The 24,359-nt window shown below is 44.1% G+C and carries 35 protein-coding genes; 27 read left to right on the top strand and 8 right to left on the bottom strand.

Annotated features, from left to right (window positions below):
- Nucleotides 1-3 precede the first annotated feature (3 nt).
- From ACVBIO_RS03555 to ACVBIO_RS03535, 5 genes are all read right to left on the bottom strand, one after another.
- On the bottom strand, nt 4-1,275 hold the full coding sequence (locus ACVBIO_RS03555; RefSeq protein WP_447171982.1) for an AAA family ATPase: 1,272 nt from the start codon (nt 1,273-1,275) through the stop codon (nt 4-6).
- On the bottom strand, nt 1,275-2,315 hold the full coding sequence (locus tag ACVBIO_RS03550; protein ID WP_447171981.1) for a phage integrase: 1,041 nt from the start codon (nt 2,313-2,315) through the stop codon (nt 1,275-1,277). The genes ACVBIO_RS03555 and ACVBIO_RS03550 overlap by 1 nt, the downstream gene beginning before the upstream one ends.
- Nucleotides 2,316-2,317: 2 nt before the next feature.
- On the bottom strand, nt 2,318-3,721 hold the full coding sequence (locus ACVBIO_RS03545) for a WYL domain-containing protein (RefSeq protein ID WP_447171980.1): 1,404 nt from the start codon (nt 3,719-3,721) through the stop codon (nt 2,318-2,320).
- Between the two features lie 82 nt (nt 3,722-3,803).
- Complete coding sequence (locus ACVBIO_RS03540) at nt 3,804-5,003, bottom strand: BRCT domain-containing protein (RefSeq protein ID WP_447171979.1); 1,200 nt, start codon at nt 5,001-5,003, stop codon at nt 3,804-3,806.
- Nucleotides 5,004-5,022: 19 nt separating this feature from the next.
- Complete coding sequence (locus ACVBIO_RS03535) at nt 5,023-5,706, bottom strand: helix-turn-helix transcriptional regulator (RefSeq protein ID WP_447171978.1); 684 nt, start codon at nt 5,704-5,706, stop codon at nt 5,023-5,025.
- An 85-nt stretch (nt 5,707-5,791) separates the two neighbouring features.
- On the opposite strand from ACVBIO_RS03535, the gene ACVBIO_RS03530 reads away from it, so the two are divergent.
- From ACVBIO_RS03530 to ACVBIO_RS03495, 8 genes are all read left to right on the top strand, one after another.
- Nucleotides 5,792-5,998 (top strand): DNA-binding protein, encoded by a 207-nt coding sequence (locus ACVBIO_RS03530; protein ID WP_447171977.1) that lies wholly within the window; start codon nt 5,792-5,794, stop codon nt 5,996-5,998.
- Nucleotides 5,999-6,066: 68 nt separating this feature from the next.
- A complete protein-coding gene (locus ACVBIO_RS03525) occupies nt 6,067-6,609 on the top strand; it encodes a phage regulatory CII family protein (RefSeq protein WP_447171976.1) in 543 nt (180 codons plus the stop codon).
- Nucleotides 6,610-6,621: 12 nt separating this feature from the next.
- Nucleotides 6,622-7,068, top strand: coding sequence for a hypothetical protein (locus tag ACVBIO_RS03520; protein ID WP_447171975.1), 447 nt, complete (start codon nt 6,622-6,624; stop codon nt 7,066-7,068).
- A 78-nt stretch (nt 7,069-7,146) separates the two neighbouring features.
- On the top strand, nt 7,147-7,380 hold the full coding sequence (locus tag ACVBIO_RS03515; RefSeq protein WP_447171974.1) for a hypothetical protein: 234 nt from the start codon (nt 7,147-7,149) through the stop codon (nt 7,378-7,380).
- Nucleotides 7,381-7,617, top strand: a complete 237-nt coding sequence (locus tag ACVBIO_RS03510) for a hypothetical protein (protein WP_447161155.1) — start codon at nt 7,381-7,383, stop codon at nt 7,615-7,617.
- Complete coding sequence (locus ACVBIO_RS03505; protein WP_447171973.1) at nt 7,614-7,868, top strand: hypothetical protein; 255 nt, start codon at nt 7,614-7,616, stop codon at nt 7,866-7,868. Before ACVBIO_RS03510 ends, ACVBIO_RS03505 begins: the two co-directional genes overlap by 4 nt.
- Nucleotides 7,868-10,171: a replication endonuclease gene (locus tag ACVBIO_RS03500; RefSeq protein ID WP_447171972.1), complete on the top strand. Its 2,304-nt coding sequence runs from the start codon at nt 7,868-7,870 to the stop codon at nt 10,169-10,171. The genes ACVBIO_RS03505 and ACVBIO_RS03500 overlap by 1 nt, the downstream gene beginning before the upstream one ends.
- Before the next feature lie 182 nt (nt 10,172-10,353).
- On the top strand, nt 10,354-10,566 hold the full coding sequence (locus ACVBIO_RS03495) for a hypothetical protein (RefSeq protein ID WP_447163835.1): 213 nt from the start codon (nt 10,354-10,356) through the stop codon (nt 10,564-10,566).
- Here the strand turns inward: ACVBIO_RS03495 and ACVBIO_RS03490 are convergent.
- Nucleotides 10,490-10,741 carry an ogr/Delta-like zinc finger family protein gene (locus ACVBIO_RS03490; protein ID WP_447161160.1) on the bottom strand — a complete coding sequence of 84 codons (252 nt, stop codon included), beginning with the start codon at nt 10,739-10,741 and terminating at the stop codon, nt 10,490-10,492. The genes ACVBIO_RS03495 and ACVBIO_RS03490 overlap by 77 nt on opposite strands.
- Before the next feature lie 210 nt (nt 10,742-10,951).
- On the opposite strand from ACVBIO_RS03490, the gene ACVBIO_RS03485 reads away from it, so the two are divergent.
- The 4 genes from ACVBIO_RS03485 to ACVBIO_RS03470 all read left to right on the top strand — a co-directional run bounded on the left by ACVBIO_RS03485 (nt 10,952) and on the right by ACVBIO_RS03470 (nt 12,568).
- Complete coding sequence (locus ACVBIO_RS03485) at nt 10,952-11,383, top strand: hypothetical protein (protein ID WP_447171971.1); 432 nt, start codon at nt 10,952-10,954, stop codon at nt 11,381-11,383.
- Nucleotides 11,384-11,431: 48 nt separating this feature from the next.
- Nucleotides 11,432-11,791 (top strand): GNAT family N-acetyltransferase, encoded by a 360-nt coding sequence (locus ACVBIO_RS03480; RefSeq protein ID WP_447171970.1) that lies wholly within the window; start codon nt 11,432-11,434, stop codon nt 11,789-11,791.
- A gap of 33 nt (nt 11,792-11,824) precedes the next feature.
- Nucleotides 11,825-11,974 (top strand): hypothetical protein, encoded by a 150-nt coding sequence (locus tag ACVBIO_RS03475; protein WP_447171969.1) that lies wholly within the window; start codon nt 11,825-11,827, stop codon nt 11,972-11,974.
- 186 nt (nt 11,975-12,160) lie between these two features.
- A complete protein-coding gene (locus ACVBIO_RS03470; RefSeq protein ID WP_447171968.1) occupies nt 12,161-12,568 on the top strand; it encodes a hypothetical protein in 408 nt (135 codons plus the stop codon).
- A gap of 76 nt (nt 12,569-12,644) precedes the next feature.
- On the opposite strand, the gene ACVBIO_RS03465 is transcribed toward ACVBIO_RS03470, so the two are convergent.
- Together ACVBIO_RS03465 and ACVBIO_RS03460 are read right to left on the bottom strand one after the other, a co-directional pair.
- Nucleotides 12,645-13,667: a phage portal protein gene (locus ACVBIO_RS03465; RefSeq protein ID WP_447171967.1), complete on the bottom strand. Its 1,023-nt coding sequence runs from the start codon at nt 13,665-13,667 to the stop codon at nt 12,645-12,647.
- Between the two features lie 85 nt (nt 13,668-13,752).
- The gene (locus ACVBIO_RS03460) at nt 13,753-15,558 is read right to left on the bottom strand and encodes a terminase large subunit domain-containing protein (RefSeq protein ID WP_447171966.1); all 1,806 of its coding nucleotides are present in this window, start codon (nt 15,556-15,558) and stop codon (nt 13,753-13,755) included.
- A gap of 206 nt (nt 15,559-15,764) precedes the next feature.
- Here ACVBIO_RS03460 and ACVBIO_RS03455 point away from each other — a divergent pair, with 206 nt between their 5' ends.
- The 15 genes from ACVBIO_RS03455 (at nt 15,765) to ACVBIO_RS03385 (ending at nt 24,330) form a co-directional block, all read left to right on the top strand.
- A complete protein-coding gene (locus ACVBIO_RS03455; protein ID WP_447171965.1) occupies nt 15,765-16,661 on the top strand; it encodes a GPO family capsid scaffolding protein in 897 nt (298 codons plus the stop codon).
- 49 nt (nt 16,662-16,710) lie between these two features.
- Nucleotides 16,711-17,745 carry a phage major capsid protein, P2 family gene (locus ACVBIO_RS03450; protein WP_447163802.1) on the top strand — a complete coding sequence of 345 codons (1,035 nt, stop codon included), beginning with the start codon at nt 16,711-16,713 and terminating at the stop codon, nt 17,743-17,745.
- Nucleotides 17,746-17,826: 81 nt separating this feature from the next.
- Nucleotides 17,827-18,387 carry a hypothetical protein gene (locus ACVBIO_RS03445; RefSeq protein ID WP_447171964.1) on the top strand — a complete coding sequence of 187 codons (561 nt, stop codon included), beginning with the start codon at nt 17,827-17,829 and terminating at the stop codon, nt 18,385-18,387.
- A gap of 38 nt (nt 18,388-18,425) precedes the next feature.
- Entirely contained in the window at nt 18,426-19,094 is a 669-nt protein-coding gene (gene gpM, locus ACVBIO_RS03440) for a phage terminase small subunit (RefSeq protein WP_447171963.1), read from the top strand.
- Nucleotides 19,095-19,212: 118 nt separating this feature from the next.
- Nucleotides 19,213-19,704 carry a head completion/stabilization protein gene (locus ACVBIO_RS03435; RefSeq protein WP_447171962.1) on the top strand — a complete coding sequence of 164 codons (492 nt, stop codon included), beginning with the start codon at nt 19,213-19,215 and terminating at the stop codon, nt 19,702-19,704.
- The gene (locus ACVBIO_RS03430; protein ID WP_447171961.1) at nt 19,701-20,189 is read left to right on the top strand and encodes a phage tail protein; all 489 of its coding nucleotides are present in this window, start codon (nt 19,701-19,703) and stop codon (nt 20,187-20,189) included. The genes ACVBIO_RS03435 and ACVBIO_RS03430 overlap by 4 nt, the downstream gene beginning before the upstream one ends.
- Nucleotides 20,186-20,839 (top strand): hypothetical protein, encoded by a 654-nt coding sequence (locus tag ACVBIO_RS03425; RefSeq protein WP_447171960.1) that lies wholly within the window; start codon nt 20,186-20,188, stop codon nt 20,837-20,839. Before ACVBIO_RS03430 ends, ACVBIO_RS03425 begins: the two co-directional genes overlap by 4 nt.
- A gap of 13 nt (nt 20,840-20,852) precedes the next feature.
- A complete protein-coding gene (locus ACVBIO_RS03420; protein WP_447171959.1) occupies nt 20,853-21,971 on the top strand; it encodes a DUF2586 domain-containing protein in 1,119 nt (372 codons plus the stop codon).
- A gap of 24 nt (nt 21,972-21,995) precedes the next feature.
- Complete coding sequence (locus tag ACVBIO_RS03415) at nt 21,996-22,445, top strand: phage protein (protein ID WP_447171958.1); 450 nt, start codon at nt 21,996-21,998, stop codon at nt 22,443-22,445.
- A 13-nt stretch (nt 22,446-22,458) separates the two neighbouring features.
- Nucleotides 22,459-22,674 carry a TraR/DksA C4-type zinc finger protein gene (locus ACVBIO_RS03410; RefSeq protein WP_447171957.1) on the top strand — a complete coding sequence of 72 codons (216 nt, stop codon included), beginning with the start codon at nt 22,459-22,461 and terminating at the stop codon, nt 22,672-22,674.
- Entirely contained in the window at nt 22,671-23,219 is a 549-nt protein-coding gene (locus ACVBIO_RS03405) for a glycoside hydrolase family 108 protein (RefSeq protein ID WP_447171956.1), read from the top strand. The genes ACVBIO_RS03410 and ACVBIO_RS03405 overlap by 4 nt, the downstream gene beginning before the upstream one ends.
- A 10-nt stretch (nt 23,220-23,229) precedes the next feature.
- Nucleotides 23,230-23,619, top strand: a complete 390-nt coding sequence (locus tag ACVBIO_RS03400; RefSeq protein WP_447171955.1) for a 3TM-type holin — start codon at nt 23,230-23,232, stop codon at nt 23,617-23,619.
- Nucleotides 23,616-23,882, top strand: coding sequence for a hypothetical protein (locus tag ACVBIO_RS03395; protein WP_447171954.1), 267 nt, complete (start codon nt 23,616-23,618; stop codon nt 23,880-23,882). The genes ACVBIO_RS03400 and ACVBIO_RS03395 overlap by 4 nt, the downstream gene beginning before the upstream one ends.
- Nucleotides 23,879-24,142: a putative phage tail assembly chaperone gene (locus ACVBIO_RS03390; protein WP_447171953.1), complete on the top strand. Its 264-nt coding sequence runs from the start codon at nt 23,879-23,881 to the stop codon at nt 24,140-24,142. The genes ACVBIO_RS03395 and ACVBIO_RS03390 overlap by 4 nt, the downstream gene beginning before the upstream one ends.
- Nucleotides 24,143-24,204: 62 nt before the next feature.
- Entirely contained in the window at nt 24,205-24,330 is a 126-nt protein-coding gene (locus tag ACVBIO_RS03385; protein ID WP_447171952.1) for a DUF6890 family protein, read from the top strand.
- The last annotated feature ends 29 nt before the right edge of the window (nt 24,331-24,359 follow it).

The following is a 24,359-nucleotide window of genomic DNA, read 5'->3' as shown; positions in this document are numbered from 1 at the left end:
ACTCTACTTAAGACCTAAAGATTTCAACTTAGCTTCAATTGCAGGGTTTTTAAAAAGAGGAACATTTTCAAGCTCTTTTTTTAACTGCCTAAGGAGCTTTCTATCTTCTCGAGATCGCTTGTCATCAGATAAAGCTGATAATTGTTCAAACTGAGTTATTTTTTTCTTCAAAATTGTTGAAAATTTCTCTATTTCAAAATACCCCTCAACAAGAGCTTCGTATGAGTATGCCCAAAGATTATCTTCTTGACTGATTCGTTGCTTCATTTCCATATCATAGATAACAGCATCATCAACAGATGACAGCACAAATGGAGAGTGAGTTGTAACGATAAATTGGATGTTTGGGAAAACTTTAGTTAAAAATGGGAGTATGCTTTTTTGAAGAGATACATGAAGGTGAGTCTCTACCTCATCAATAAGAACGATACCGTTTTGGTTATAGTTACCAAACTGGTTTTCTTCCATTCTCATGATAATATCTGTGACTACTTCGATTACCGAAGAGTAGCCATCTGATAATGTATTGAAATCTAGTTCATTCCCACTTTGATCTTGCATTGTGAACAGGAGTTCTTGTCGATTGAATTTCAGTTTTAATTCTCGCTCAAAAAGTAGTGAGAAATATTCTTCTAAACTAGTAAGCCATTCACCTATTTCTTCAGCCTCTCTAGTTTCTCCGTCTGAGTAAGCGAAAGCTTGTTGTGATTTTCGATTAACTAAATATTGAAGAAAATAGTCTGATGCACTTTCTTCAAATGAAACCTTAGGTGCAATAGGACTTGATATGTTTAATACTTTATTGACAACTGTCTTTCGCCTCGCTTCAAATGTTGCTATTAAAAATTTGTGTTTCTTTAGATAATCCTTATCACTATTATTGAAAGAAATGTGAATGTTATCATATTCATTATTTATAATTTTTTTTGTATCATCGATTTGATTTGTAAACCGTTCAATTTCATTGGAAAGTTGTGCATTTCTTACCGCATCATGTGGGGTGTTTAATTTGAGCTCTTGTATTTCTTTTCTACATCTTTGAATATTAGCGCGATTACTTTCAATATCACTGTATAGTTCTGCATAAGAATAGTGACTATTACGCAGGGCGTTTAACTGATGAGCGATTGTCTTTAGTAAGGTTGTTTTACCAGAGCCATTCTTGCCAGTTATGATTAGATTTCTCTTTTCACTTGAATCGACATATATGTTTATATCTTGAATGAAAGTATGGTTTTTTAGAGCAATGTTTGTGATAAATAAGCTGTTGTTCATTATTTATTTACCTTAGTAAGATCCAAATTAGCTATTGGGTTTTTGGTGATTGCGTCGTCCAGGTGATCGGGGGCGAAGTGGGCGTAACGCATGGTGTCTTTGATGTCGGAGTGGCCGAGTATCTGTTTTAGTACCAGAATATTGCCGCCGTTCATCATAAAGTGGCTGGCAAATGTGTGGCGTAAAATGTGGGTCATCTGTCTGTCGGGAAAGTTCAACTTGGTGCGTTTAATCGCACGTTCAAATGACTTGCGGCAAGGCCTGAATATAGGGCCTCTTGCACGCGGTATCTTGTCGGCCAGTTCTTTTGCTATTGGCACCGTTCTATTCTTCTTACCTTTGGTTTTTACAAAGGTAATGCGGTTGTGGGCTATTTGACTACCGCGCAAACCTTCGGCCTCTGACCAGCGGCAACCTGTGGCTAAACAGATCAGCACAATAGTGGTGAGGTGTTCGTATTCAGCGTTAGCACATTCGGTTAGAACAATGGGGATCTCCTCTGGGTAGAGGAACGCCAGCTCGGTGTCTTCAATTTTAAATTGTGATATGCCATCGAGTGGGTTGGGTAGCTTCCACTCGCCTAGCTTTTTCAGCTCTGAAAATACTGCATTGAGATAAGCGTGTTCATGGTTAATGGTGTTTGGCTTAACCTTGTTCATCTTACCTTGGGCGTCTTCAATCTCACCATCGAGGCGCATTTGCCGATAATTGGCAAAGTCATTTACGGTGATCTTGCTTGCAATCGGGTCGCCCATGCCATTGCAAATCAAATCAAGCTTTCGCAACCGCAGCTCAGGCTTAGTCAGTTGTTGGCCATGCAGATCATGCCAGCGTTTAATTAACTCAGATAAACGGCGGTTATCAACTTTTTCACCCAACCAAGGCTTGTCATCGACCTTTTTCATGGTGAACAATTCAAAAGCCGTAGCTTCACCACGAGTGGCAAACTTTTTACGTATGCGCTTACCATCGCGGCCATTGGGATAACATTCGCACAGCCAAGGTTTGTCGCTGCTATCTTTTAGGTTACGAATAGACATGGTTAAGTATTTTGCTCGCCAGAAAAGCTTAATAACAACGTACAAATTAGCCAACTAAATGAAACTATCTTAGAGCGTAAAGAGTGACCTTGACGAAGCGTGAACCAAGAGAAAATTATCGGCATGATAAAAATCCCGATAAACAAAAGTGGACTGACAGTTCGATTTAATGAGTCTGCGCTAAAGGTCGATGTTTCATATTTAACTTCAGTACTAGATGTTTTTTTTGTACTAGTTTTATTAAATTCATTTGGCTTTACTGTTTTACCACCAAAGTAATTAATACAATAGTTTTTGGATACAACCTCGCCAGTATCTTTGATGATAATATCACCTTGAATTCTATCTAACCTAAAGTGACGAGCAGCGTTCCTAAGGAAGCAGAAGCCGTGAAGATATGTATTATCAGCTTGAATAATTTTATCTAAGCGGAATTCTCGATTACTTGATTGTCCACTAGAGTCAATATAATCAAAGATAATTCGAACGGAGTTGTCTAATTTAGAAACAGTCTCATTAGTCGTTTTCTGCTCCATTATTTCATCAACTGATGGAGTGTTACCTTCATGAGACTCAGAGAAAAAAATACTGTAGTCATCGTTGCTGTACTCAATACTCTTTTCTACAACACCATCTACGTCATTAAAGTTGGTTAATTTATCTTTTGCTAACATCTGGACAAAGCAATACGTATCGAAATCTGCGACCTCTTTCCAGATCAGAGCTTGGTAAGCTCTAGGGTAGTTGCCTTTTAGTAACGTGACTTCAAGTTCATTAATGTACTTTGATTGTATTTCTTGGATAAATATTTTTAGTTGAGGCTTTAGTTTTATAATGGTGGGAAGTGGAACAACCCATTCATTTTTATCTTGGCAAGCAAGTAAGTCTTTGACTAGACCAGACTTAACTTGAGAGACTTTAATACCAAGTGGTTTTGCAATAGACTTTAATTCAGCAACAGTTTTTGAATAGAAATAATTTGACCAGTCGTCCTGCTCAAGTTCAGTCTTTTTTACTGCTAAATCTGCTTTTATTAGCGCACTAGCAACACTGTCATCAACAGCTTGCCATTCATACTCATCTTCATTTTCATCTGGGTCATATAGATATTCTATGTCATCCCACAGACGTTTTAACCAAGTATTCGAACCCAGAAACTTGTTTCGATTTGCGGTCACAGCCTCTGAAAAAGACTCTACCTCTACATCATATGAATAAGTTGAATCGAAGAAATTATTATATAGTTCGACAAACTGGTCTTCTGAACTTGGTTTGCAATCTTTTAATTCAAAACGAAAGTCAGCTAAGTCCGTCATGTCTTTGAATTTTATAGCTGAGGTTTTAGGAGCTTGTAAGCGTTTTGCTGTATAGTCCCCGGCATCATTTAAGAAGTATGAATAATCCATTAAAAGCTCTCTTTGTTAAACACTGTCTAATGTTTTCTACATAGCGATATTTGTTGTCATGTTTCTTTAATGACTGAACAAATTAGATAGCCGTTAGCCACTGTTCTTCAGATATGACATAAATCTCATGCCCTTTCTCTTTAAGTGACATAGCCTTTTCAATTTTTCGGCCATGACTTAGATATTTCCAATCTCGACTCGCTAGGGTACCAATCACTAAAAACTGGGTAGAGAGCAACACATCTTTGCTTGTCATAGCACCAAGACTTTGAGCTTTAGACTCTACAGTTTTACGGCTACCAGATTTAAACTTTCCAGTGAAACAAAAACCAATGTTATCGTGCGGGATCTCGCTTATATCATCAAAGCATTCGGTAGTGTTGTCTGTTACATCACCTGTTTCACAGAAACGGTTACCCGTGATTTTCTGCACTGTTAGCAACAGGTCTTTCTTTTCGTCTTCGGTGATAATGCCATCTTCTAAAATTTCACATAGCTTTGATGAAACGACACTAGCAGGCCATTGTTCTAAAATTTGCTGATTTGCATTTAGCCAAATAACAAGAGCATCAATTTCTCTTTCATTGATTTCGTTATCAGCTGAAATTCCCTGAAGTAGACCAAGTAGTTGGTTTATCTGGTTATGGCTACCAGGTTCATTGAATCCGCGTACATCATTCACATCATTTATTAAGCAGAACAAATCATCATGTTCATCTTCATCAATAATACCGTCCTCTAACACATCGTTGAGTACATCGACGATATCAATAATATCGGGGTCAATAGAGATATCTTCATGGGTTTTTAACCACAAATTGAGGAAAGCATGTTCAGCGGGCTTAAGTTTGTCATCTGCGGTGATCCCCAAAAGAATGCCATGTAGTGAAGCAATTGCTTTTTCGATATTAGCAGCCTGATTACAGCGGCCGTATGGTTGGGCATCCTTGTTTAAAAAGACATCACTAGGGTTTTGTTGCTTTTGTTGCTTTGGTTTAATGGGGGTTCGGGATTCGATTAGAGTTAGTATTTGTTCGACTGTAGCTTGCGGGAGTTCACCAGTATCTGCAAAATGTACAAATTGAGATTTATCGATAACGACCGAACCGCCTTCGCGAGCTTTATCTACTTTACTGGGGCCAGCGTTCTCACCAATACAAAGAATATGAAGGTTCTTGGTTACGTTTTTTTTGACCGATAGACCTACCAATTCAGCTTGTGTTTCTAACTCATTTCGTTCAACAGCGTTAAAACCAGTAAAACAAATCTCAAATGCTTTCATAACCAATCCCTTTAATTACTTAAATGCTTTCTAAAATTGATACTACCTTGCCGTGGATCTTAGTTGTTTCTTCGTTTATCTCGTGTTTTTCACCATCGTCATAAAAATAGGTTTTACCATCGGGTAGCTGACGTAATTCACCTATTTGATACCTGTCATTTACGCTGAACAGATAAGAACCTTTAGTGACTGCCGTCTCATGGGTGTTAATGAAAAGGTGCTTACCCACTTCTTTGAGTAAAAAATCGCCTGAATTCGGTTGTATCGAGTTAATCGAAAAGAAACCATTATCAATTCTGAGTTTTTCAATATCTCGCAATTGGCCATTGTTAATATCTCGGACGTTTAACAGTGGCATCTTATAAGCTTCATCTGACTCAGTAAGAATTTGATTCAATGGTGTTTTGCTATCTTCATTTTGTTTTGAACCAAAACTTTTCCCCGTGCCAAAGCAAAGGTATTCCATAGGAGTTCCTGTTGCTAAATGCACTCTGATTAACAGTTCATGTGGAGTAGTTTGTCGAGTCGTCCAAGTTGACAATGTTCCTGGTGTCACTCCGATCAAATCAGCAAGTTCAAGCCTATTCTTGACATTAAAAAGATGAATCAATCGCTCGATTAGCAATCTTCCACCATCATAATTTGCTGGCTCATTGACAGGAATTTTGTAATTTGCATTTTTAGCCTTGAAATAATCACTCATATGATCAATAATCCAATCAGATTAGAAATTAACACACTGTAACGCCACATTACAGAAGTACACATAAAATCGAGGATATCATCAAATGAGTAATCTATCACTACACATTGACGCACCTTTCTTGTCATATGAAGAGTATGCCCGCCGTACTGGCACTTCAGTGGATAACGTCCGCTACCTAGTCCGTGAAGGACGCCTACCTATTCGCCCTAAATGCAGACCGCAAGAACGCCCATATATCAATATGTTGGCTCTAATGAAAGAAGCCTCAGAGCTTTGCTTAGTGAGCTAAAACATTAAAGTCGTCATTTGAATGTTTTTATCTTCAATTGAAGAGTAGCAAAATGGAGTTTTGCGTCTATGTATGCCAATTCGAGCAACACACAGTATTCAAATGAGCAAGCTCACTTAACAGGTGCGTTGCGTCAATTTGCAAATGACGAGGTGATAAGCGATATCGCCAAGACTGCAGGAATGAAACGCCCGCAAATGCTGCGCAATAAGTTGCTACCCGAGCAACCGCATCAATTGACGGTGAGTGAATTAGTGAAAATCAGCAAGGCCAGTGGTAATCGCTGCATTGTTGATGGGGTGTTGATGGATCTTGGTTGTGCGGCTTCGGTGTCACTGGGCGACTTAGCCAATGCAAGCAAAACCGCGTTAACCGATAGGGCGCTAGACATTAATGCCAATACCGCACAGTTAGGCGCGCTGGCTTTAGATGTTAAAGCGACCAAACGCGTCACTGAGCGGATGCGCCATGAAACAGTAAAACGAGCGTCTTACGTGATGGCGGAGTTAGCCATTTTTGTGCATGACGTAGAGCAGAAGTTTCAAGCCATTCCGGTACTCACTGTTGCGAGCGATGCAATGCAAGCCATGCCCATGCCTGGGCTGATGTAGAAGGGGAATTATATGAAAGCTCTAAAACAAACTGCGCCAGAATCTCTGCCCAGAATAGAAACCGACTTACATATTGAAAAAGCTGCCGCTAACGATATTGCTTCCCCATCTAGTCAGCAAAGTATTGCCGCTGTGCGTTCTATGCTTGGGCGTAACCGCGCGGCCAGTTTATACAGCAGCCTTTCAAAGCAAAAGAAAGCCATCATCCTATTTGGCGCCCGCCTAAAACCGAGTACCCACATTCATATTTCGCTTGAAAACATGACGTTCGATGAACAAGAGGCGGTGCGTATGTCGATGCTAGCCATTCGTGAATTAGTAAAAGAAATCAGCTCGGTTGGGCTGGGGCGAGAGCAATTCATTACCGCAAAAATTGAGACTCCAACAGAAGACAGTTTTGCAGAACTTGCAGGGGAGTTGGCAAGTAATCAGGCCGCAATGGCTCAAGTTAGCTATTAACAGGCACAAAAAAGCCACTTCCGTTACAGCGGATGTGGCCGTGTCGAATCAATCAATAGACCTTACAGGATTTACATTATGAAACCGACAAAACAGAGTTTAACAACAGATGATGCTATTCGCAATGAAGCAAATAGAGTCATTACCGCTTTAAACCATTCCAACTACCCCATTGAGCCCATAGTTGCCGAATCAGTGATTGAAGCCTTGCTGGGCATTGCTGAAGCACTTGAGTTGCCAGTGGCTAAAACTCTGCGTATTCGTTTGATTGCCATTCGCAATAATATCCACGTTAACCAAGTGGTGGCTTAGATGAAGTTACTCAATGTTGAGCCCACTGAAGTTGAGGTTTTATCAGTCTTTGTGATCACTTGTTTCATGTGTACCGGCACAAATTATATTTCGAGAGTCAGCACTGTGGGGGAGGCAATTAATAAAGCCGCTGCCGATGGTTGGCATGGCTACGAAACTGATGGTGAAGTTTGTTCTACAGCTTGCCCTAAATGTATTCAAGAGGTGAAAGAAAACGAAGCGGAGAGTAAAAAATGAAAAATGCTGCCTTCAGACATTTACTCAACCATTACCGGGCTGAAAAGCGCATTTTAGTCAGTGACGTAAAACAGTATGTTGAGCACCAGCATACTTGCGAAGACTCAAGCTACCTATCAATAGCCAAACATTCTGGCGCATTGAACTGCTTATATTGGCAAGCCTTGGCTAATGACCTTACCAATTTGGCTAAAGGGATCCGTCGAACGCTGGAAAAAGCCAAAGCGATGCATGGTATCGAGGGGCTGTAATGTATAGCCCTACATTATCACCACAGTCCGAGGCATTGCCCTCGGTTGTTTTTTGTGGATTAGTCAAAACACCGCCTAAAGGGCGCACGTGTTTGTTTGCGGCTAACTATCAACATATTGAAAAAGTAGAGCCAAAAACCCTTGAGCAATACCAACAGCTAACCTTTCTTGATGGTTATAGAACCGCTGAATTGCCGAAGAACGGCAATGCTCGCCAGGCACTAAAAGAGGTTAACGAACTACTCGAGCAAGTATCGCCTAATCATGCGGTGCTTAATAGTAACCGCAGTTTTGCCAATGCGCGTTTGAGTCACCTGCCAAATAACCTTCGACTTAAAATCAGTGCAGAGTATCAGCGCCGCCTTAGCTTAGCGGGTGGTAACTCAAGTAAGCGGATCCGCAGTGCCAATATTTATCTACGCAAGACCACCGATTTTATCAATAAAGTGTGGCTCAAATACCCATTCCACAATGTGGGCAGCTTTTTAAGTACCACGTCAAAACACGTTAACGAAAGCAACGGCAGAAGAACCACGCATTTCGGTGGCTTTGACCTAATCAAATATCGCAAAAGCAAGAGACTCAAAGATGTGGCTAATCGACTGGCTCTGATTGTTTTAGATGAAGTGAAAGACACCGCCAAGCATTACAGCGGTGATGTGGCCTTTTTAAAGGCTTATGACGCTGCAGCTGCAGTATGTAAGCAATGGCAAGTTAAGCCGCCTTATTACTCAGACGTAAAACGAAACCAAATTATTGAGGCAGCAGAGTGCGCCATTTTGCGCATGACTAGCCCTAAGTGGTGGCTTAATCAATTACGCTCATTACGTGATTTATGTTGTGAGCATCTGAATGTTGCCGCAGGCCTTGTGGGTGAAGACAGCCCTTATTTAAGCCGCGAGAGTTTTAACGAGTGGTGCGAGCAGCAAAGAAGTGGTCGTGAGTGGTTAGAGAACACCATGATTGAATCTGAATCAGGAGTGATTTTGCCACTGATTGATGCGGCTATGGCTGGTACGGCTAATCCATCAAACCGATTGGTTGAACTGATTGTTAGAGCGCGCGGCCTAGAAGAAGTGGCAGAAGAAAGCGGCAAAGTCGGCTTTATGGTGACGCTTACGGCCCCTAGTAAGTACCACTTTAATTCAGATAAGTGGAACTGCGAAAACGCCCAGTTCACTCAAGCCTATCTTTCTGGCCAATGGAGCAAAATCCGCTCTGCTTTATCATATCGCAAAATCAAAATTCAGGGGTTACGTGTAAGCGAGCCTCACAAAGACGGCACACCGCATTGGCATATGTTGATCTTCGTTCATCCGGATCATAGCGATGTACTAAAAGACCTGCTCGAAAAATATGCCTTTGAGGTTGATGGCGATGAAGACGGCGCAGCGCAGCACCGCTTAGAGATTGAACCTATAGATAAAACCAAAGGTTCGGCAGTGGGCTACATCGTTAAGTACTTGTCTAAGGGCATCAAAGGTGAGCACATGCAGGGCGAGTTAGATTTTGAATCTGGATTGTCTGCAAGTGATGGTGCAGCAAATGCGGCGGCATGGGCTAGTCGTTATCGCCTGCGCCAGTTTCAATTCTTCGGCTCTTCATCGGTACAAGTATGGCGCGAACTCAGGCGCTTAAAAGAGTGCCCGCAACCTGCCGAAATCGAACATGCCAGGGCAGCAGCTGAAAGTTCAAACTGGAAAGCCTTTGAACAGGCTTTGGCGGTTAACCCTATCAAGCTTGAATATGAAGAAACCGAGTGCGGCAACGAGTTTGGCGAAATGACCAAGCGAGTACTTGGCCTTTGCGCGTTGGCCACTATTGATGGTGTTGATACCAAAGTGAGGTCACTCATTACCCGTGGTGAAAAGTGGACCCTTAGAACCATGGATGAAAACGAGAAGGTCAATTACAAGAAGCTTAAAGAGGAGCGTGCCGCGATTTTTAAAACCAACATCAGTATTGAGAACAAAGAAGACAAACTCCCTATACCGAAGTGGAAGCAGCCTAAAGCTGTTGCCGTTGGCAGTTGCTCTTGCTCTAAGAGTCGCGGCAGCGGCGATACTCGGACTTGTGGGAATAACTGTACAGAGTCAGTTTTGTCGCAGCAAACAGCTGGATTTTCAGAGGAGTCACGCCGTTATCTTGCTTCTCATGGTGTAGTCGATCCTTATTCGCTTGAGCAGCTTGCCAAAGGTTTAAGGGTTTTTACGGATTCGGGACGAATTTGGTGGGTAAGCAACGGCCAGTTGCAGTTCGAACGCTTGCTTGATGAAGAGGATTGCGAGTTTGATTACTTCTGATAGTGGTCTGTCCCTATCAAGTTTTATTCAAAGGAGTTTTCAATGAAAACTCCTAGTTGCGCGTTTTTCAAAGTGTGTTTGTGGCATTTTTTCAAATAGCGCAGCAGGTGGTTGCGCGATTTTATATATATGAATAATAGATTAGGCACCACAGTTGGTGTGCCAATTATGGAATTACAAAAATGACTGATGAATCTATGCTGTACCAGAAAGTAGACCTGTTGAATGGCCTGTTTCCTAACTTAGATACTGAGGCAAAAAAGGATGTATGTAATGCGATACTCGCAGATGTATTGGCTATTTATGAACAGCAATACATCACAGAAGGTTTAGTTCCTGCTGCAGCTGTTGACGCTGAGTTGGGGAGAGGGCTCGAGCAAGTTCCGACACAATAGCACTTGCAGCTTGAGCGCTTGGGCTCAGAGTATGGCTAAAACTTAGGTTTGCAACAAAGGTGTGGCCACACTCAGGGTTAGAGCATGAACAATACAGATCGGCATGGGCCAAACTCAGCCGATTTGTTTTACCGATAATAGCAACAGAACCACAGCCTGGACAAAGTACTCGCATCACAATCTCCCAATTGTTTTAATCTGCTTAGTTTACTCGATAATACTGTGTTTTTGAACAGTGGTGATTATCATGTTTTCAAAGCACAACCGAAGCAATATTAAGTACTAACTAAAGGAAGAATATTAAGCGTTAAAGTATGAATGTTTTGATTTTTATTTAGTTTGACTTTATGTTTGATTGGTTGATATTTTTCTGAGGTAGCACTAGATGGATGATAAGGATTTTGACAATTTTATAGCTAATCTTAGTGATGAAAGAAAAGACGAGTTAATCGAGATTTTAGATAAAAAAATTGAACTTCAAGAGCAATATACACAATTAGAGAAAGTGTTAGAAAAGTTAAATACTGCAGAACAAGAACAACGTAGAAAAGAAGAGCAAGAGTTACGAGAGAAGTATCGAAAGTTAGTTCAAGAGCATGCTCGTGAGAAGGTGGACAGTACTTTCATTGAAGGGCTTACCTTTGGATTCGAAAGTCAGCTAATTGAGAGGCATTTCGGTGGAGTTGAATTATTGAAAGCTCAAATGGAAAAGTCTGAAGATGAAGTTAAACTCTTTTTGCGGAAAGCTACATTTGAAGAGGAATGCTCGTTAGCGGGGGAAGGATTGCCAAATTGCATAGAAGAGGAAGCAATTTAGGTGTTATGTCTACTTATATTATCTAAAGACGTTGGAGATTAGATAAACATGTCTAAAGGATATAGCGTTGTCGCTGAGGATTGGCAAGATAGCTCTGGTCGTATTCAATGTTTTATCAATGGTGATAGGTCTGAATTGGGGTATCTTAATTGGGCTGTTCGAGAAGGAAGTGTACGTTCAGTTGAAATTGTTGATGTGCTCGTCCACGACGACGGTATCCGTCGAAAAGGGATTGGTTCTTTACTAGTAGAGAAACTGAAAGAAATAATGTTGAAGAAAGGCGTATTTGAAATTTGGGGAAATACTCAATTTGACGATTACCCCGTTCATGACTTTTATCGAAAGCATGGTTTTATTTTTGATACTAAAGTGGAAGATGGTGGTATCGATTTTCGCTTAGAGTTATAGCTCAAGGAATAAAGGAATAAAGGAATCATTAATATGGGTACCGAGAAAAAGCCTGTTTATAGCACTTACTGTATGAAGTGTGATAATGGTAAGAATTACTATGAAGAAGAGTCTGTACCAGAGTCTTGCCCTGTTTGTGGTGAGCATAAAGAGTTCTCTATTTTACATAGAGAGGAACTCTAAAACTGATAAATAAATTTGAGGGCATTCATTAATGCACTATCACTGCCACATGGCATATAAGGTAAGGGGGAATGAACCTCCTTCCTCATCGTACTAAATACAGGGGGATTAACTGGTTAACAAGAGTTCTCGACACGGAAGTAATAAAATTTTCGCGGCTACAGTCGCCGCATAAAGGAGAGAAAAATGGACTCGAAGGAAATATTTGTATGTGCTTTCACTGAAATATTACACTTGGCTTGTAAAGAGTTTCCCGCCTCTGCAGATATTTACCCAGAGAAAATAGCTGTAGATGTTGAGGGGTACTTTAAGGTTCATACAGAAATAAAGGAGGCGTTTGACTCCTTTAAAGAAATATACTTGAACTGTATTGATACCATTCTTTTTCTTGATAGGGAGGGTTATCTTTATTTTGAAAAACCAGAAAAAGACCATTTTAAAGCAACTTTAACGCTAAAAGGACTTAAGGCTTTAAGTCAAGCTCCTGATTTGTTGGAAGAACATAAATCATTTAAAGAATTATTTTTAGTTGGAACTGTCGGGGTGTCTTTGAAGACTTTAACCAAAATGGTTAATGCATTTCTAACTGTATAGTTTTAACTAATGCACTTGTTATTGCTCATACTACAATAAGTAGTATTAGCAATTATTGAACTAGTTGCCATATCTATCAAAAATCAAACACCAACCCCAAGCGCCCGCCAACTTCACTATCTTGCGTCACCGCATCGACTAATTTTCTAATCAGCGGTTTAGTCTCGTTTTTATAGTAAACCTCATCATACTTTGACGGGTCCCCAAGGCCAGCAGTATTAGACGGAATAATGCCAGCCAAGCCAGGTGGGAAACGATGAGCGTTGAGTACATCTTGTGAAGAGACGTTCTTCACGTTCATAAACTCGTCTTTAGATTCAAAGTTACCCACGGGGATGATCTGCAGGCCTTTCTCTTTACCGTTGGGAATATTAACAAACAGCGACTTAAAATTACCCACGCCTTTAGAGTCTTGAATTTTCTCTTTAATGTCTTTTTCGACATCAGCGTCTAAGTTGGGGTCAGTGGCATACATAATAAAACCCATGTGCGCGCCGTTGATGTAGTACTTGCGGCGAAACAGTGTGGCATCTTCATTGAGCAGTGCAGCTTGCAGGCCGCCAAGGTAATCGGGGCAACCATAGACTTGCTGCACAGGGTCGTACTGGCGCACCCAAATAATATCTTTGGCTTTATAGCGCTTAACTTGGTTATTGCGCTCAAGTACGACTGCGCCGCCATCACTACCCACGCGGGTGCGATAACTCGGTAATGGAAACAGGCGAACCACCTGCCTAAAACCATTGCGCACTTTAAGCAGTGCCACATCACCAAACTGCACCAAGTTTAAAAATGTAGCCTCAACATGCTGGGCCGTCATGGGGCCAGAGGTAAAACGGCTGGTTGCCATGTTGGCGCGGCTTTGCACTATGCCGCCATGTTGTGCGTTACGGCGAGTCAAATTTGCCAGCAAATGTCTATCAACGGGTGGTTCCCAATATTGTTCGCCGTCGTTGTAATACAGTGAGTCATAATCGGTGAGCCACATATTGGGCATCACTTGCTCTGGTAAACTGAACACCACTGGCGCGTTTGCCGTTTCGGTCGTTGTATCAGTCATTGAATCGTCGTTAGCTGCGTTTAGTGTTGTAGCGCCCATGATGATGTTCTCTTGTGTGCGTTAATTTGAAAGAGTTTGCTCGAATGAATGGGTTCGTTGAACCGTATTAACACCGTGGCTAAGGTCATCCGTTTTGGAACTGCCATTGCGATGTTCTCTTATGTGCAAAGTTCAGTGGTTCATTAATAACGGCGTGGGCGATGGCAAAAAACACATCGGCGTGGCCTGTTACGTTATCGCGGCTGGCTTTAAAAGTGATCGCCCCGCCTGTGTCGGTGGTGGTTTTGCGTATTGATAAGCAGCTCATGGCAATATCTTTGTGTGAGGCATCCCACTCAATGCGGCCACTTTCAACCACATCAATCATTTTCAGCACCAAGCGGGTTTTACTTGAAACACTGTAATGAATTGCCGTGGCCTCGCGAGGAAACAGAGTACTAATCGAGTCGAACACGCCCGCGCCAATACCTGTGGTATCTACGCCAATGTAAGTCACGCGATAGCGTGCATAGACTTTTTGAATTTCACTTACGTGATGGGCAAAGTTCAGGCCGCGCCAATAGTGCTTTTCAAGTACTCTGAATTTCTCGCCTTTCTTTTCACCTGGTGCAATCACCACTAAGGTGGCATTGTCGCGCGTTCGTGATGGGTCGTAACCGAGCCACACCTCACGATTGCCAAATGGCCGTTGCTCTTTGGGTTTGTGATCTTGCCAGCGCGCCGACTCAACCATGCATTTTTCAAGGTCGCTGAATTTAAATACGCTATCGGCATCATCAACAAAAATGCACATAAACAGGTTTCTAAAGTCATCGTCGTTGTATTCGTCGCGCAGCTCCTCTATGTCGAACAGTCCACAACCGCCAGCAAGGGCATCTTCAATGGTGACCACATAGCGCCATTGCTTGTCGGGGCAAAATCGGCCTCGGTCGCGCATGGCATCAAAGCTTGGAAACTCCACCTCTTCGCGATCACTCATACCACGGCGCCAATGATCCCCAGTCCAAAATGAATATGCCGGGTGCGCTTTGGTTGATGGGGTAGAAAAGTAGGTTTTACGCCAGTTCTTATGGGTGGCCATAGCAGAGGCAAGTTTGTTGAGTACATCAAACTTGCCTATCCAAAAGTATTCATCCACATACACATGACCGTGGTAACTCTGCGCGGTTTTGCTGTTAGTACTTAAAAAACGCAGTTCGGCATCGCCATGGGCTGTATGCAGCACAATCGGGTTACCGGTTAATTCAATCTCAAAGAACTGCTGCGCAATTTGCACAATATAGGTACGGAACACTTCGGCCTGCGAACGTGAAGCCGAGAGGAATATTTGCGGATCTCCGGTTAGCACCGCTTGCTCGAATGCTTCACCGGCAAAGTAATAGGTGGCGCCAATCTGCCTAGACTTGAGAATGTTACGAATACGCCGATGCAGGTTTTGATGCATTACCTTTTGATATTCAAATAAAGAGGCGTACCAGGCTTTAAAATCGTCTTCGGTTAAATGGCTAACGTCATTCTTACGCTTACGGCCTTTGCGCTTGCTTGGTGCGTCACCGCTTTGCTGATCGCCACCTTTGCCTTTGTTGCCACTGCTATTAGTGGTATTGCTCTTAGCATTAGCACCGAACGAATGGCCCTCACTGATTAAGCGCTGCTTTTTCAGCTTCACATGCTTTTCAATCAGCATGTCGAGCTCTTTAATCTGATTACCTGATTTATCTGCAACATCAGTCAGCATCACAATGCGCCGAGCAATGGCCTCGTCGACTTCTTCCTCGCGCAGCAGATCGCGCCAACTGTATTTGTCAGCCCAAAAGTAAATCACCCGCGTATTAGGCAGGTTGAGTTCGAGACGGATCTCGTCCGGTGTCCAGCGCCTTAAATAGAGCCGCTTTACCGCTTCGCGAATTTCAGGAGAGTACTTAGCCAAGGGAAGTGAATGCTCATATAAGTGAAAACTGGCCTCAGTGTATTCATAAGTTACAAGGCAATAACGGACTAATGTTCGGCCTGTTTCGGATATAGCCCTATATCCGAATTACTCCGAACCAAACCGAGTGCCAGCGCCGTTGCAGCTGGCTATGCTGCCTGCAATATCTCTACTTTTCGCATTCAAATCACTAACCGGACTATGTAATGAGCCAATTGAAAACAGACTGGGTACGCATCGCAACTGAGGGCGCAACGTTTCGTAATGTCCCAATTGAACGTCAATGGCTAGTCGATATTGCTGAAACCTATGATCCTAAAACTTATGGTGCGCGCATTTGGCCTGATCACCGCCGTTGGTATGGCGCGTGGGGTGACGTGATAGAAGTGAAAACCGAAGAGCATGACGGCAAGTTAGTGCTGTTTGGTAAGTTGAACCCGAACTCCCAATTTATTATGGCTAACGAGAATGACCAAAAGGTCTACACCTCGATTGAACTTGATCCAAATTTTGCCGCCACAGGCAAAGCCTACCTAACAGGCCTTGGTGTTACCGATGAGCCTGCAAGCCTTGGCACTGACCGCCTTAAATTTGGTGCTAAAGAGCGTTTTGAAACACATCAATACGGCGCGCCAGAGCAGCTTGTTATTAGCTATCCAGCAGTAGACAGCGAAGAGCTGATCATCCCTGAAAACCAAAAGGCGTTTTTCAGCACGTTAGGCAAGTTTTTTAAATCCCTTACGCCGCATCAGGCAAACAGCACTGAGCATGTAAGCACTACTTCTGAGGAAGAACCCATGACCAAAGAACAGCATGAAGCCTTGATGGGCCAATTCGCATCTATCGGCACCCGATTAGAAAGCCTTGAAGCAAAAACAGAAGCTTTCAGTGCGAAAAAGCCTGAAACCGAAGAAGAGCAAGCGGCAGCAGAAGAGCAGCAAGGCGGTATTACGCCTGAGCAATTCAGCTCGCTTAATGAAGCGATTACCGGTTTAACCGCCAAAGTTGATGGCATGGAAACCCAGTTTAAGACGCTAAGCCAAGAAACGGGTGGCCAAGAGCCTGATCCTGCAGGCCTTGGCGAATCATTCTCGGTTGTATAACTCGCTGCAATTGATAGCTGACATTCATCACTAAACAAGAGAGAGCAAAATGAATTTTTTAACACCAGTCGCAAAAGCCTGTTTGCTGGCATATACCAGCAACATGGCGCAGAGCTACGGCGTTGATGATGTGCAACATCAATTCAGCGTTACTGGCCCAATGGAAACCAAACTAAAAGCGGCTTTGCTTGATTCGGTTGAGTTCCTATCACTGATCTCAATGATGGACGTTGACCAGATTAAAGGCCAAGTGGTTAAAGTCGGTGATTATGGTATCGCTACCGGCCGTAAAAAAGATGGTCGTTTTAACACTGTCAACGGCGTCGGTGGTCACAATTATGAGCTAACTGAAACTGATTCATGTGCATCGGTTAAGTGGGCAACACTGGCGGTATGGGCAAACGCAGGCAAGCAAAATGAGTTTGTAAAGCTAATGAGCCAAAACGCTACCCGCCGTTTCGCACTGGATTTACTCCGCGTTGGTTTTAATGGCACCTCGGTTGCTGAAAACTCTGATCCTGTTAACAACCCAATGGGCGAAGACGTTAACAAAGGCTGGCACCAAATCGTTAAAGAGAACGCGCCAGAGCAAATTGTTACCGACCCAATCTATTTCAACCCAGATGCAGTAACGGCAGATTTAAAAGTTGGTGAATACAAGACGCTTGACGCGATTGTCACCGAACTGAAAAACACCCTTATTCATCCATCATTACGTAATGATCCGCGCCTTGTCGTATTGGTGGGTAGCGATTTAACCGCCACTGCACAAACCAAGATGATGAACGAAGCCGATAAGCCAAGCGAGAAAGTGGCCGCACAGCAGATGGATAAATCCATCGGTGGTTTGCGTGCTTACACGCCGCCGTTCTTCCCAGGTAAGCGTATCGTCGTGACTCTGCTTTCTAACCTGCACCTTTACACCCAAGTGGGCACTCGCTCGCGTAAGTCTGAAAATGTTGAAGACCGCAAGCAACATGAAGACAAGTTCTGGCGCATGGAAGGCTATGCCGTTGAAGAGTTCAAGGGCTATGCCGCCATTGATGAAAACAACATGAATATTGGCGCTGTACCTGCAGCGTAAGCCCTGCGATGAGGCACTCATTGAGTGCCTAATCAAACCCTTGTTAACTCCATATTTAAATCGAATAAACAGGATATTGCCATGAGTGCTATCGCCAATTTTCAAAAACGTTGTGCCGCCCAAAAAGCCAAGCAAGCACATGATTGTGCCGAGCATAAAGACGTGACAGCAAAACCCACAAATGAAGCGTTAGCGCTACTGGCCAAACTGCTTGGTTGTGAAGAAGAGCAAGCCATCGAAAAAGCCCGTGAAGTGGTAGCCCAAAACACGCGCTTTATAGAAATGCAAATTCACGTTGATCCTGCAGCGGGTGATGACAAGTCGGTTACTGCAGAAGTGACGACCGATGAAGATGGCGCAATCTCTGATATTAAAGTCATCGATATTAATACCGAACTGCAGCAAAGCGCTGACACGGTTGCCGATGCTGCTCAAACAGTGGAGCAAGCCGCTGACAAAGTTGAAACCGCTGCCAATGACGTAAGCGAAACATCAAGTGATCTGGCCTATAGCGCAGAAAGCATTAGTGAAGCTGCTAGTGACATTAAAGAGGCGGCAAGCGAAATAAAAAAGCCGTCGGCGGAGCTAGCATCCTCGCCTGGCGAGACAAACGCCAAAGCCAAAAGCAGCTCGAAAAAGTAGGTCTGACAGGTGACGCGCAATATGCGCCAAGCCTGCACTTGCAACTTATCGAACTTGAGGACGACCTAAAACGCCTCAAGGGCTTGGTAAGACGGGCAGACAAAGTTGCCCATAAACGTGACGTGTTACTGCCTAAGTGGTTACCCATTGTCACTGAGTACCTAGTAGAACAACAAAGCGACAAGGAGAACGACAAAAATGCTATTTCTGACAATCCTATTTTTGCTTATTGCGTGGTTTGGCTATTCGACATTGACGACCTCAGTCAAGGCATTGAACTCGGCCTCAAAGCCATTGAGCTTAACCAACCTATGGTGCGCACTATTCGCCGCCAATGGGCAGGGTTTATTAGCGATGCAGTATTCGATTGGTGCGAGATTCAAGCAGATAACGGCCATAGCATTGAGCCGTATTTTAGCCAGGTGTTTAAGCATGTTGCGAATAGTTGGAAATTACCGGAAGTGGTTACCGCCAAGTATTACAAATTCGCGGGTTTGGCATTACTGCGCACAACGAACGGTGATGTTAAGCCAACGCAAGTGGGCGACATTGACCGCTTACAGCAAGCAGATGCGCTACTGGAAAAAGCCGCCAGCCTGCATAAGCATGCCCAGGTAAAAACCATACGTAACAAGATTGAAATGAGAATACGTGCGTTAGAGGCCTATGGTTCGCAAGAGAACGGCTCTCAAGAGCAAGCCAACTAACGCAAGGGACCGACTCCCAACCCTCCAGTGCGCTAGCCGAGTGTTTAACGGGTGACTGTTAATAACCACGTCGACGCTAACCGCACTGAACCCAATTAAATGCGAATGAGAACATGCTATGAGTAGTTTTGGATTTGAGGCAGCAGCACAAGCAAGCATCGATATCGACAAAGATAGCGGTTGGCCTGCGTTGTCTACGGGCGAGTTTCGCAAGCATCGCCGTATACCTGAAACCTTTGAAGAGCAAGCCATTGCTGACTCACTCAATCGCAGTGTTGCCGAAGTGCAACAACAAATACTGAATTACGTTTTAGCGCCATCTTCATCAAGTGCAGCAGCCCCTGGCTACACAGAAAACAAGGATGTGCCTTTTGCCCTAGACGCCAGTCTAGTTCCTTATTTCAGTGAGCAGCAGGTCAGCATTTACCGCGCGGCAGTGTATGCCCGCTCCCATGCAGACTTGCTGGGCTATTTTTCTGCCGTCGACCAAAAAGAGGCGGGCAACAACAAAGCCAGTGATACAAACCAACAAGATGCACTACTCGCGCAAAGCAATCGTAGCGTACGTTTATTGTTAGGCCTTGGCCGTGCGGGAGTGCACTCGCTATGAGCCAATACCAAACCAAAACCCAGTTGCAGCAATTGTGCGAGTTTTTACTTGCCAGCTTGCAGCCGGTGATTAAGGCCAACAACATCGATGCCTGGCAAGAACGCGGCACCCTGATTTTAAGCGGTGAAGACAAAGGCATTGACGGTTACCAAGTGGCAAAGTGGAAGTACAACGCCGTTATCGCGTTTGAGCAGTTTCCGCACCGCCGCATTAACTCATACAACCTACTCGCTATGGTGTCGGCCTACTTGATTGACAGCGAATGGCCCCGCGATGTTTACGGCCTAGATGATCCTGAAATCGACATCGATGTAGTGAGCAAAGACAACGCCACGATATTAATCGAACTGCAGCTGATGGATGACATTGAGCTTATTCCTGATGATAACGGTCCGGTGCAATTTAATGGTGGTCGTTATCGCGTGTCTTTAGTGCCTATCAATATTGCCGAAAGCGTTGATCTACAGCAAAAGGGGGATGCATGAGTTTAGTTATTTCACCGAACAAGCAGCAGGCATTGAGCGTTAAGCAGCAATTGTTGTTGATATCTCTGCCAGAAAAAAAGCGCAATCTTATATTGGGGACGTTAGGCAGGTATGAGCGAAAGCTTGCTAGAGAACGGATCCGCAGGCAAGAAGATATTGATGGTAAGAGCTTTGCTCCCCGCAAAAAAAATAGCGAATCTAAATCATTAAAACGGCTTGGTAAAGGATTAAAGCCATACGTCACGGGTGGCAACCGACTGGAGCTTAAACACCAAAACAAATTAACCGGCCGAATTGCTGCTTTTCATCAAGAGGGCGCTACCGAAAAAATGGGTGCAGCCAGAATGAAGCGCATCCATGGCAAACCTGATTACGATGCACCGATTACCAGAGGGCAGGCCAAGGCGTTAGTAAAGCTAGGCGCTAAGGCAAGAAAATCAAAAGGCAAAGGTTACCGCAAGGCAACTATTAAAGAATTGACAGCAAGTATGACTGTCGGTCAGGCAGAAATGGCGCTCGAAGCATTAAGAAATAAGAAGCCCAAGCAAAATTGGTCTATTCCAGTAAAAGCAAGGTCGTTCTTAGGCGACAGCACTGAAAACGTACAGCGCCAATTAGCAATCATCATAGATAAAGTTAATCAAAGATAAAGAGGAATACCCCATGTCACTAGGAAAGGTAAAAGTTAACAATTTGAATTTGGGACAAGGTGACGTTAACGCCATTGAACGCCATTTTCTCTTTGTTGGTCGCGCTGGTCATGTTGATGAAGAAAGCCAGCTGTTTAGCGTTGGTGCACAAACGGATCTTGAAGCCGTTCTTGCCGATAGCCCACTACGCGACCAAGTGATTGCCGCGCAGTTAAACGCAGGCCAAAACTGGACCGCTGCCGTTTATCCACTTGCCGTTGACGAAGACGTATTTGCTGCCATTGACCGCGCTAACGAAGTGCAAAGCTTTGAAACAGTGGTGTTCTGTGACCCTAGCAAAACCGCAAAAGAGATCAGTGACAAACACGATTATCTATTTGGCTTGCAAGCCAAGCTAGGCCGTTTTGTATCGGGCATTGTTGCGCTAGCGGGTATCGATAAAGCCAGCCAAACATGGTCAGAATTTGAAGCCGCAAGCGTGGCGTTAGTTACTGGCCTTGCCAATCACTTAGTAATTCCGGTGCCGCAGCTGCATGGCAATAACGCGGGTGTACTCGCTGGCCGCTTATGTAATGCCGCCGTGAGTATTGCCGACAGCCCAATGCGTGTGGCAACGGGTAGCGTAATGGGCTTAGGTACGCTTGGGAGTGAGTCACTAGTGGATAGCAGCGCCGAGCCACTGCAACTTGCTACGTTAGAAACCTTAGCCAATGCGCGTTTAAGTGTGCCGCAGTGGTACCCAGACTTTGAGGGCACTTATTGGGGCGATGGCTCAACCCTTGATGCTGCAGGCGGTGACTATCAATACATTGAGCAACTTCGTGTAGTGCACAAAGCCAGCCGCGAAGTGCGTATTTTAGCGATTCGCCGCATAGCTGATCGAGTACTTAACTCCACGCCTAACAGCATTGAAATGAACAAGGCTTACTTTACCAAGCCACTGCGCATCATGAGTAAGAGCTACACCATTTTAGGCATTCAGTTCCCAGGTGATATTCAACCGCCAAAAGATGGCGACATTACTATCGAGTGGCCAACGAATAAGAGTGTGGTGATCTACATGGTTGTGCGCCCATATAACAGCCCGAAAGAAATTACCGTCAACATCATGCTTGATCTAAGCAACCTTTAATAACCAGAGCAGCAGGAGAAAGACATGCGTTTATCTGGAATGAATTTTAACGTCAACTTAGGCGACACCATGATCCAAGTTGACACGGCAAGCCTTGCCATTACCGACAATAGTGGCGTAAGCCAAACCAGCGGTGTACCCGATGGCTATGTTGATGGTGATGTATCGGCCAGCGGTGAACTATCGGTCAATGCTAGCAACTTTAAGTTGATATCGAACGCTGCTAAAAGTGCGGGTTCGTGGCGTGGCATGAAGCCGTTCGACATTATGTTTTATGCCAAGACGTCTAAAGACGAAACGAAAGTCGAAGCCTTTGGTTGCCGTATCAAACTCAGCGATATCTTGGATATCGACAAAAAAGGTGGTCAAGCCTCGCTGTTTAAAATCCCGTTTGATGTCACCGACCCAGATTTTGTGCACATCGATGGCGTGCCGTATTTGCGCCCCGATGAAATCGAAAACATTAACCAATAGGCAGTGAATTAGCATGGACGAAGGCGACGAGTCAGTAAGAGTGCAAGCGCGAGCCCTAAACCAATACTTAGCAGGCCGCGCCACGAAGCTTCTTGTCGCGCAAGCCGAGCAAGTCAGTGCTAGCCATTGTGCCCGGTGTGGCGAGGAGATCCCCGAGCCACGCCGCCAAGCGGTAAAAGGTGTGCAGTTGTGTATTGACTGCCAAACGTTAAGTGAGCAAAAGCGATGAGCAACTTAAAAAACAGATTAATTGAAGAGTTGATCGAACGTGAGGGCGGGTACGTTAACGACCCAACGGATCGTGGCGGTGAAACCATGTATGGCATCACGTTAAATGTGGCGCGTGAAAATGGTTATCAAGGCGCAATGCGCGACTTGCCTTATGAGTTGGCATTCAAGATTTACCAAGACCGCTATTGGACACCATTAAAACTTGATGACATTTGTCGCATTAGCGAAACACTCACCGAGCAGTTGTTTGATTTTGGCGTTAACTCAGGCGTTAACCGCGCAGGCAAGTGTTTGCAGCAAGTGCTTAACGTGCTGAATAACCGTCAAACGCTTTATCCCGACTTAGTGGCTGACGGCATTGTAGGCAGCCGTTCGTTATATGCGCTTGATAAGTATGTTGAGCATCGTAAGCAAAACGGCTTGAAAGTATTGATTGAAGCGGTGCGAGGTATGCGGATTAGTTTTTGTATCAACATCGCAGTGAAAGACGAAAGCCAAGAAAAGTATCAGTTTGGCTGGCTACAACGCGTCGTGCATTTATAAGGAGTTTTCCATGGGCTGGTTTAGTACGATTTTAGGCACTAACCCAATTGAAGCCATTGGCAAAGCGGGTGATGCGCTGTTTACCTCGGACGAAGAACGTAAGCAGTTAGATAACGATCTCACCGAAATTAAACAAAAACCGATGCTCATGCAGGCATTGGCTAACACCATGGCCGCGCAACACCGCTCAGTATTTGTTGCAGGCGCAAGACCATTTTTAATGTGGGTATGCGGCTTTGGTTTTTTATTCGCATTTTTAATTAACCCTATTTTGCAATGGATTTGGCCTGATGCTGGCACACCAGAGTTGCCGCTTGAGGTGATGATGGAATTAACCCTCGCCATGCTGGGACTTGCAGGCTTGCGCACGGTAGAAAAGATTAAGGGAGTAGCAAAATGAACGAAAGCCTAGATTGGATCCGTGTGTTCTTAGCGATTTGCGGCATTGTGCTCACCATTTTAGTGCCGCTGTTAGCCAGCATATTTAACAGCCAAAAGAATACCGCTAAAGAGCTAAGCGACCATAAAACCCATGTGGCCGAAAACTATGCCACTAAAGACGACGTAAAAGATTTGGGCGACCGTATCGAGCGCCAGATGAAAGACGGATTCACTAACTTAAAAGACTTTTTTAACAATAGAAAAAATAAGGATGCAGCATGAAAAAGCCAATCGTATTAACCATCGCAGGCAGTGACATTAGCTTTACCGTAACTACTGACGACTACAACAGTTATTTGAATGAAATTATGCCAGATAACAAAGTTGCTCCAGCACATAACCTAGTGATGCGTACCGTCGACACTGACCACAAGGAGCAACTGCGTGGCGTTCTGGAAACTTCGCCAGGTGCATCGATGCAAATTGCGGGTTTACTCACGCAGCAGTTTGCACCAGCGATTGAAATTGCCGTAAAAAAATAAATGCGCTGGTTGACGCCATAGGCAACAACCAGCTTGAGCAATTGCTCATTGTGCGGCGGCATTTGCTACCGCATGAAGATGACAGCGAAATCAGTATTGCTCGCGCCGCATGGCTGTTAACAAGGCAGCGCGAAGATTTAGAAGCCATCGTCACCAACGCCGTTTGTAAGGCGTTCGGTGGTAAGTAGGAATAGAGAGAAAGAGCCATCAGCGGTTC

The organism is Shewanella sp. 0m-8 (genome assembly GCF_052977265.1).
This window is presented reverse-complemented; position numbering and strand designations above follow the sequence as displayed.

Excerpts from the sequence above, each read along its gene's own strand:
- ACVBIO_RS03555 (WP_447171982.1), bottom strand. The coding sequence starts at position 1,275 with ATGAACAACAGCTTATTTATCACAAACATTGCTCTAAAAAACCATACT.
- ACVBIO_RS03550 (WP_447171981.1), bottom strand. The coding sequence starts at position 2,315 with ATGTCTATTCGTAACCTAAAAGATAGCAGCGACAAACCTTGGCTGTGC.
- ACVBIO_RS03545 (WP_447171980.1), bottom strand. The coding sequence starts at position 3,721 with ATGGATTATTCATACTTCTTAAATGATGCCGGGGACTATACAGCAAAA.
- ACVBIO_RS03540 (WP_447171979.1), bottom strand. The coding sequence starts at position 5,003 with ATGAAAGCATTTGAGATTTGTTTTACTGGTTTTAACGCTGTTGAACGA.
- ACVBIO_RS03535 (WP_447171978.1), bottom strand. The coding sequence starts at position 5,706 with ATGAGTGATTATTTCAAGGCTAAAAATGCAAATTACAAAATTCCTGTC.
- ACVBIO_RS03530 (WP_447171977.1), top strand. The coding sequence starts at position 5,792 with ATGAGTAATCTATCACTACACATTGACGCACCTTTCTTGTCATATGAA.
- ACVBIO_RS03525 (WP_447171976.1), top strand. The coding sequence starts at position 6,067 with ATGTATGCCAATTCGAGCAACACACAGTATTCAAATGAGCAAGCTCAC.
- ACVBIO_RS03520 (WP_447171975.1), top strand. The coding sequence starts at position 6,622 with ATGAAAGCTCTAAAACAAACTGCGCCAGAATCTCTGCCCAGAATAGAA.
- ACVBIO_RS03515 (WP_447171974.1), top strand. The coding sequence starts at position 7,147 with ATGAAACCGACAAAACAGAGTTTAACAACAGATGATGCTATTCGCAAT.
- ACVBIO_RS03510 (WP_447161155.1), top strand. The coding sequence starts at position 7,381 with ATGAAGTTACTCAATGTTGAGCCCACTGAAGTTGAGGTTTTATCAGTC.
- ACVBIO_RS03505 (WP_447171973.1), top strand. The coding sequence starts at position 7,614 with ATGAAAAATGCTGCCTTCAGACATTTACTCAACCATTACCGGGCTGAA.
- ACVBIO_RS03500 (WP_447171972.1), top strand. The coding sequence starts at position 7,868 with ATGTATAGCCCTACATTATCACCACAGTCCGAGGCATTGCCCTCGGTT.
- ACVBIO_RS03495 (WP_447163835.1), top strand. The coding sequence starts at position 10,354 with ATGACTGATGAATCTATGCTGTACCAGAAAGTAGACCTGTTGAATGGC.
- ACVBIO_RS03490 (WP_447161160.1), bottom strand. The coding sequence starts at position 10,741 with ATGCGAGTACTTTGTCCAGGCTGTGGTTCTGTTGCTATTATCGGTAAA.
- ACVBIO_RS03485 (WP_447171971.1), top strand. The coding sequence starts at position 10,952 with ATGGATGATAAGGATTTTGACAATTTTATAGCTAATCTTAGTGATGAA.
- ACVBIO_RS03480 (WP_447171970.1), top strand. The coding sequence starts at position 11,432 with ATGTCTAAAGGATATAGCGTTGTCGCTGAGGATTGGCAAGATAGCTCT.
- ACVBIO_RS03475 (WP_447171969.1), top strand. The coding sequence starts at position 11,825 with ATGGGTACCGAGAAAAAGCCTGTTTATAGCACTTACTGTATGAAGTGT.
- ACVBIO_RS03470 (WP_447171968.1), top strand. The coding sequence starts at position 12,161 with ATGGACTCGAAGGAAATATTTGTATGTGCTTTCACTGAAATATTACAC.
- ACVBIO_RS03465 (WP_447171967.1), bottom strand. The coding sequence starts at position 13,667 with ATGGGCGCTACAACACTAAACGCAGCTAACGACGATTCAATGACTGAT.
- ACVBIO_RS03455 (WP_447171965.1), top strand. The coding sequence starts at position 15,765 with ATGAGCCAATTGAAAACAGACTGGGTACGCATCGCAACTGAGGGCGCA.
- ACVBIO_RS03450 (WP_447163802.1), top strand. The coding sequence starts at position 16,711 with ATGAATTTTTTAACACCAGTCGCAAAAGCCTGTTTGCTGGCATATACC.
- ACVBIO_RS03445 (WP_447171964.1), top strand. The coding sequence starts at position 17,827 with ATGAGTGCTATCGCCAATTTTCAAAAACGTTGTGCCGCCCAAAAAGCC.
- ACVBIO_RS03435 (WP_447171962.1), top strand. The coding sequence starts at position 19,213 with ATGAGTAGTTTTGGATTTGAGGCAGCAGCACAAGCAAGCATCGATATC.
- ACVBIO_RS03430 (WP_447171961.1), top strand. The coding sequence starts at position 19,701 with ATGAGCCAATACCAAACCAAAACCCAGTTGCAGCAATTGTGCGAGTTT.
- ACVBIO_RS03425 (WP_447171960.1), top strand. The coding sequence starts at position 20,186 with ATGAGTTTAGTTATTTCACCGAACAAGCAGCAGGCATTGAGCGTTAAG.
- ACVBIO_RS03420 (WP_447171959.1), top strand. The coding sequence starts at position 20,853 with ATGTCACTAGGAAAGGTAAAAGTTAACAATTTGAATTTGGGACAAGGT.
- ACVBIO_RS03415 (WP_447171958.1), top strand. The coding sequence starts at position 21,996 with ATGCGTTTATCTGGAATGAATTTTAACGTCAACTTAGGCGACACCATG.
- ACVBIO_RS03410 (WP_447171957.1), top strand. The coding sequence starts at position 22,459 with ATGGACGAAGGCGACGAGTCAGTAAGAGTGCAAGCGCGAGCCCTAAAC.
- ACVBIO_RS03405 (WP_447171956.1), top strand. The coding sequence starts at position 22,671 with ATGAGCAACTTAAAAAACAGATTAATTGAAGAGTTGATCGAACGTGAG.
- ACVBIO_RS03400 (WP_447171955.1), top strand. The coding sequence starts at position 23,230 with ATGGGCTGGTTTAGTACGATTTTAGGCACTAACCCAATTGAAGCCATT.
- ACVBIO_RS03395 (WP_447171954.1), top strand. The coding sequence starts at position 23,616 with ATGAACGAAAGCCTAGATTGGATCCGTGTGTTCTTAGCGATTTGCGGC.
- ACVBIO_RS03390 (WP_447171953.1), top strand. The coding sequence starts at position 23,879 with ATGAAAAAGCCAATCGTATTAACCATCGCAGGCAGTGACATTAGCTTT.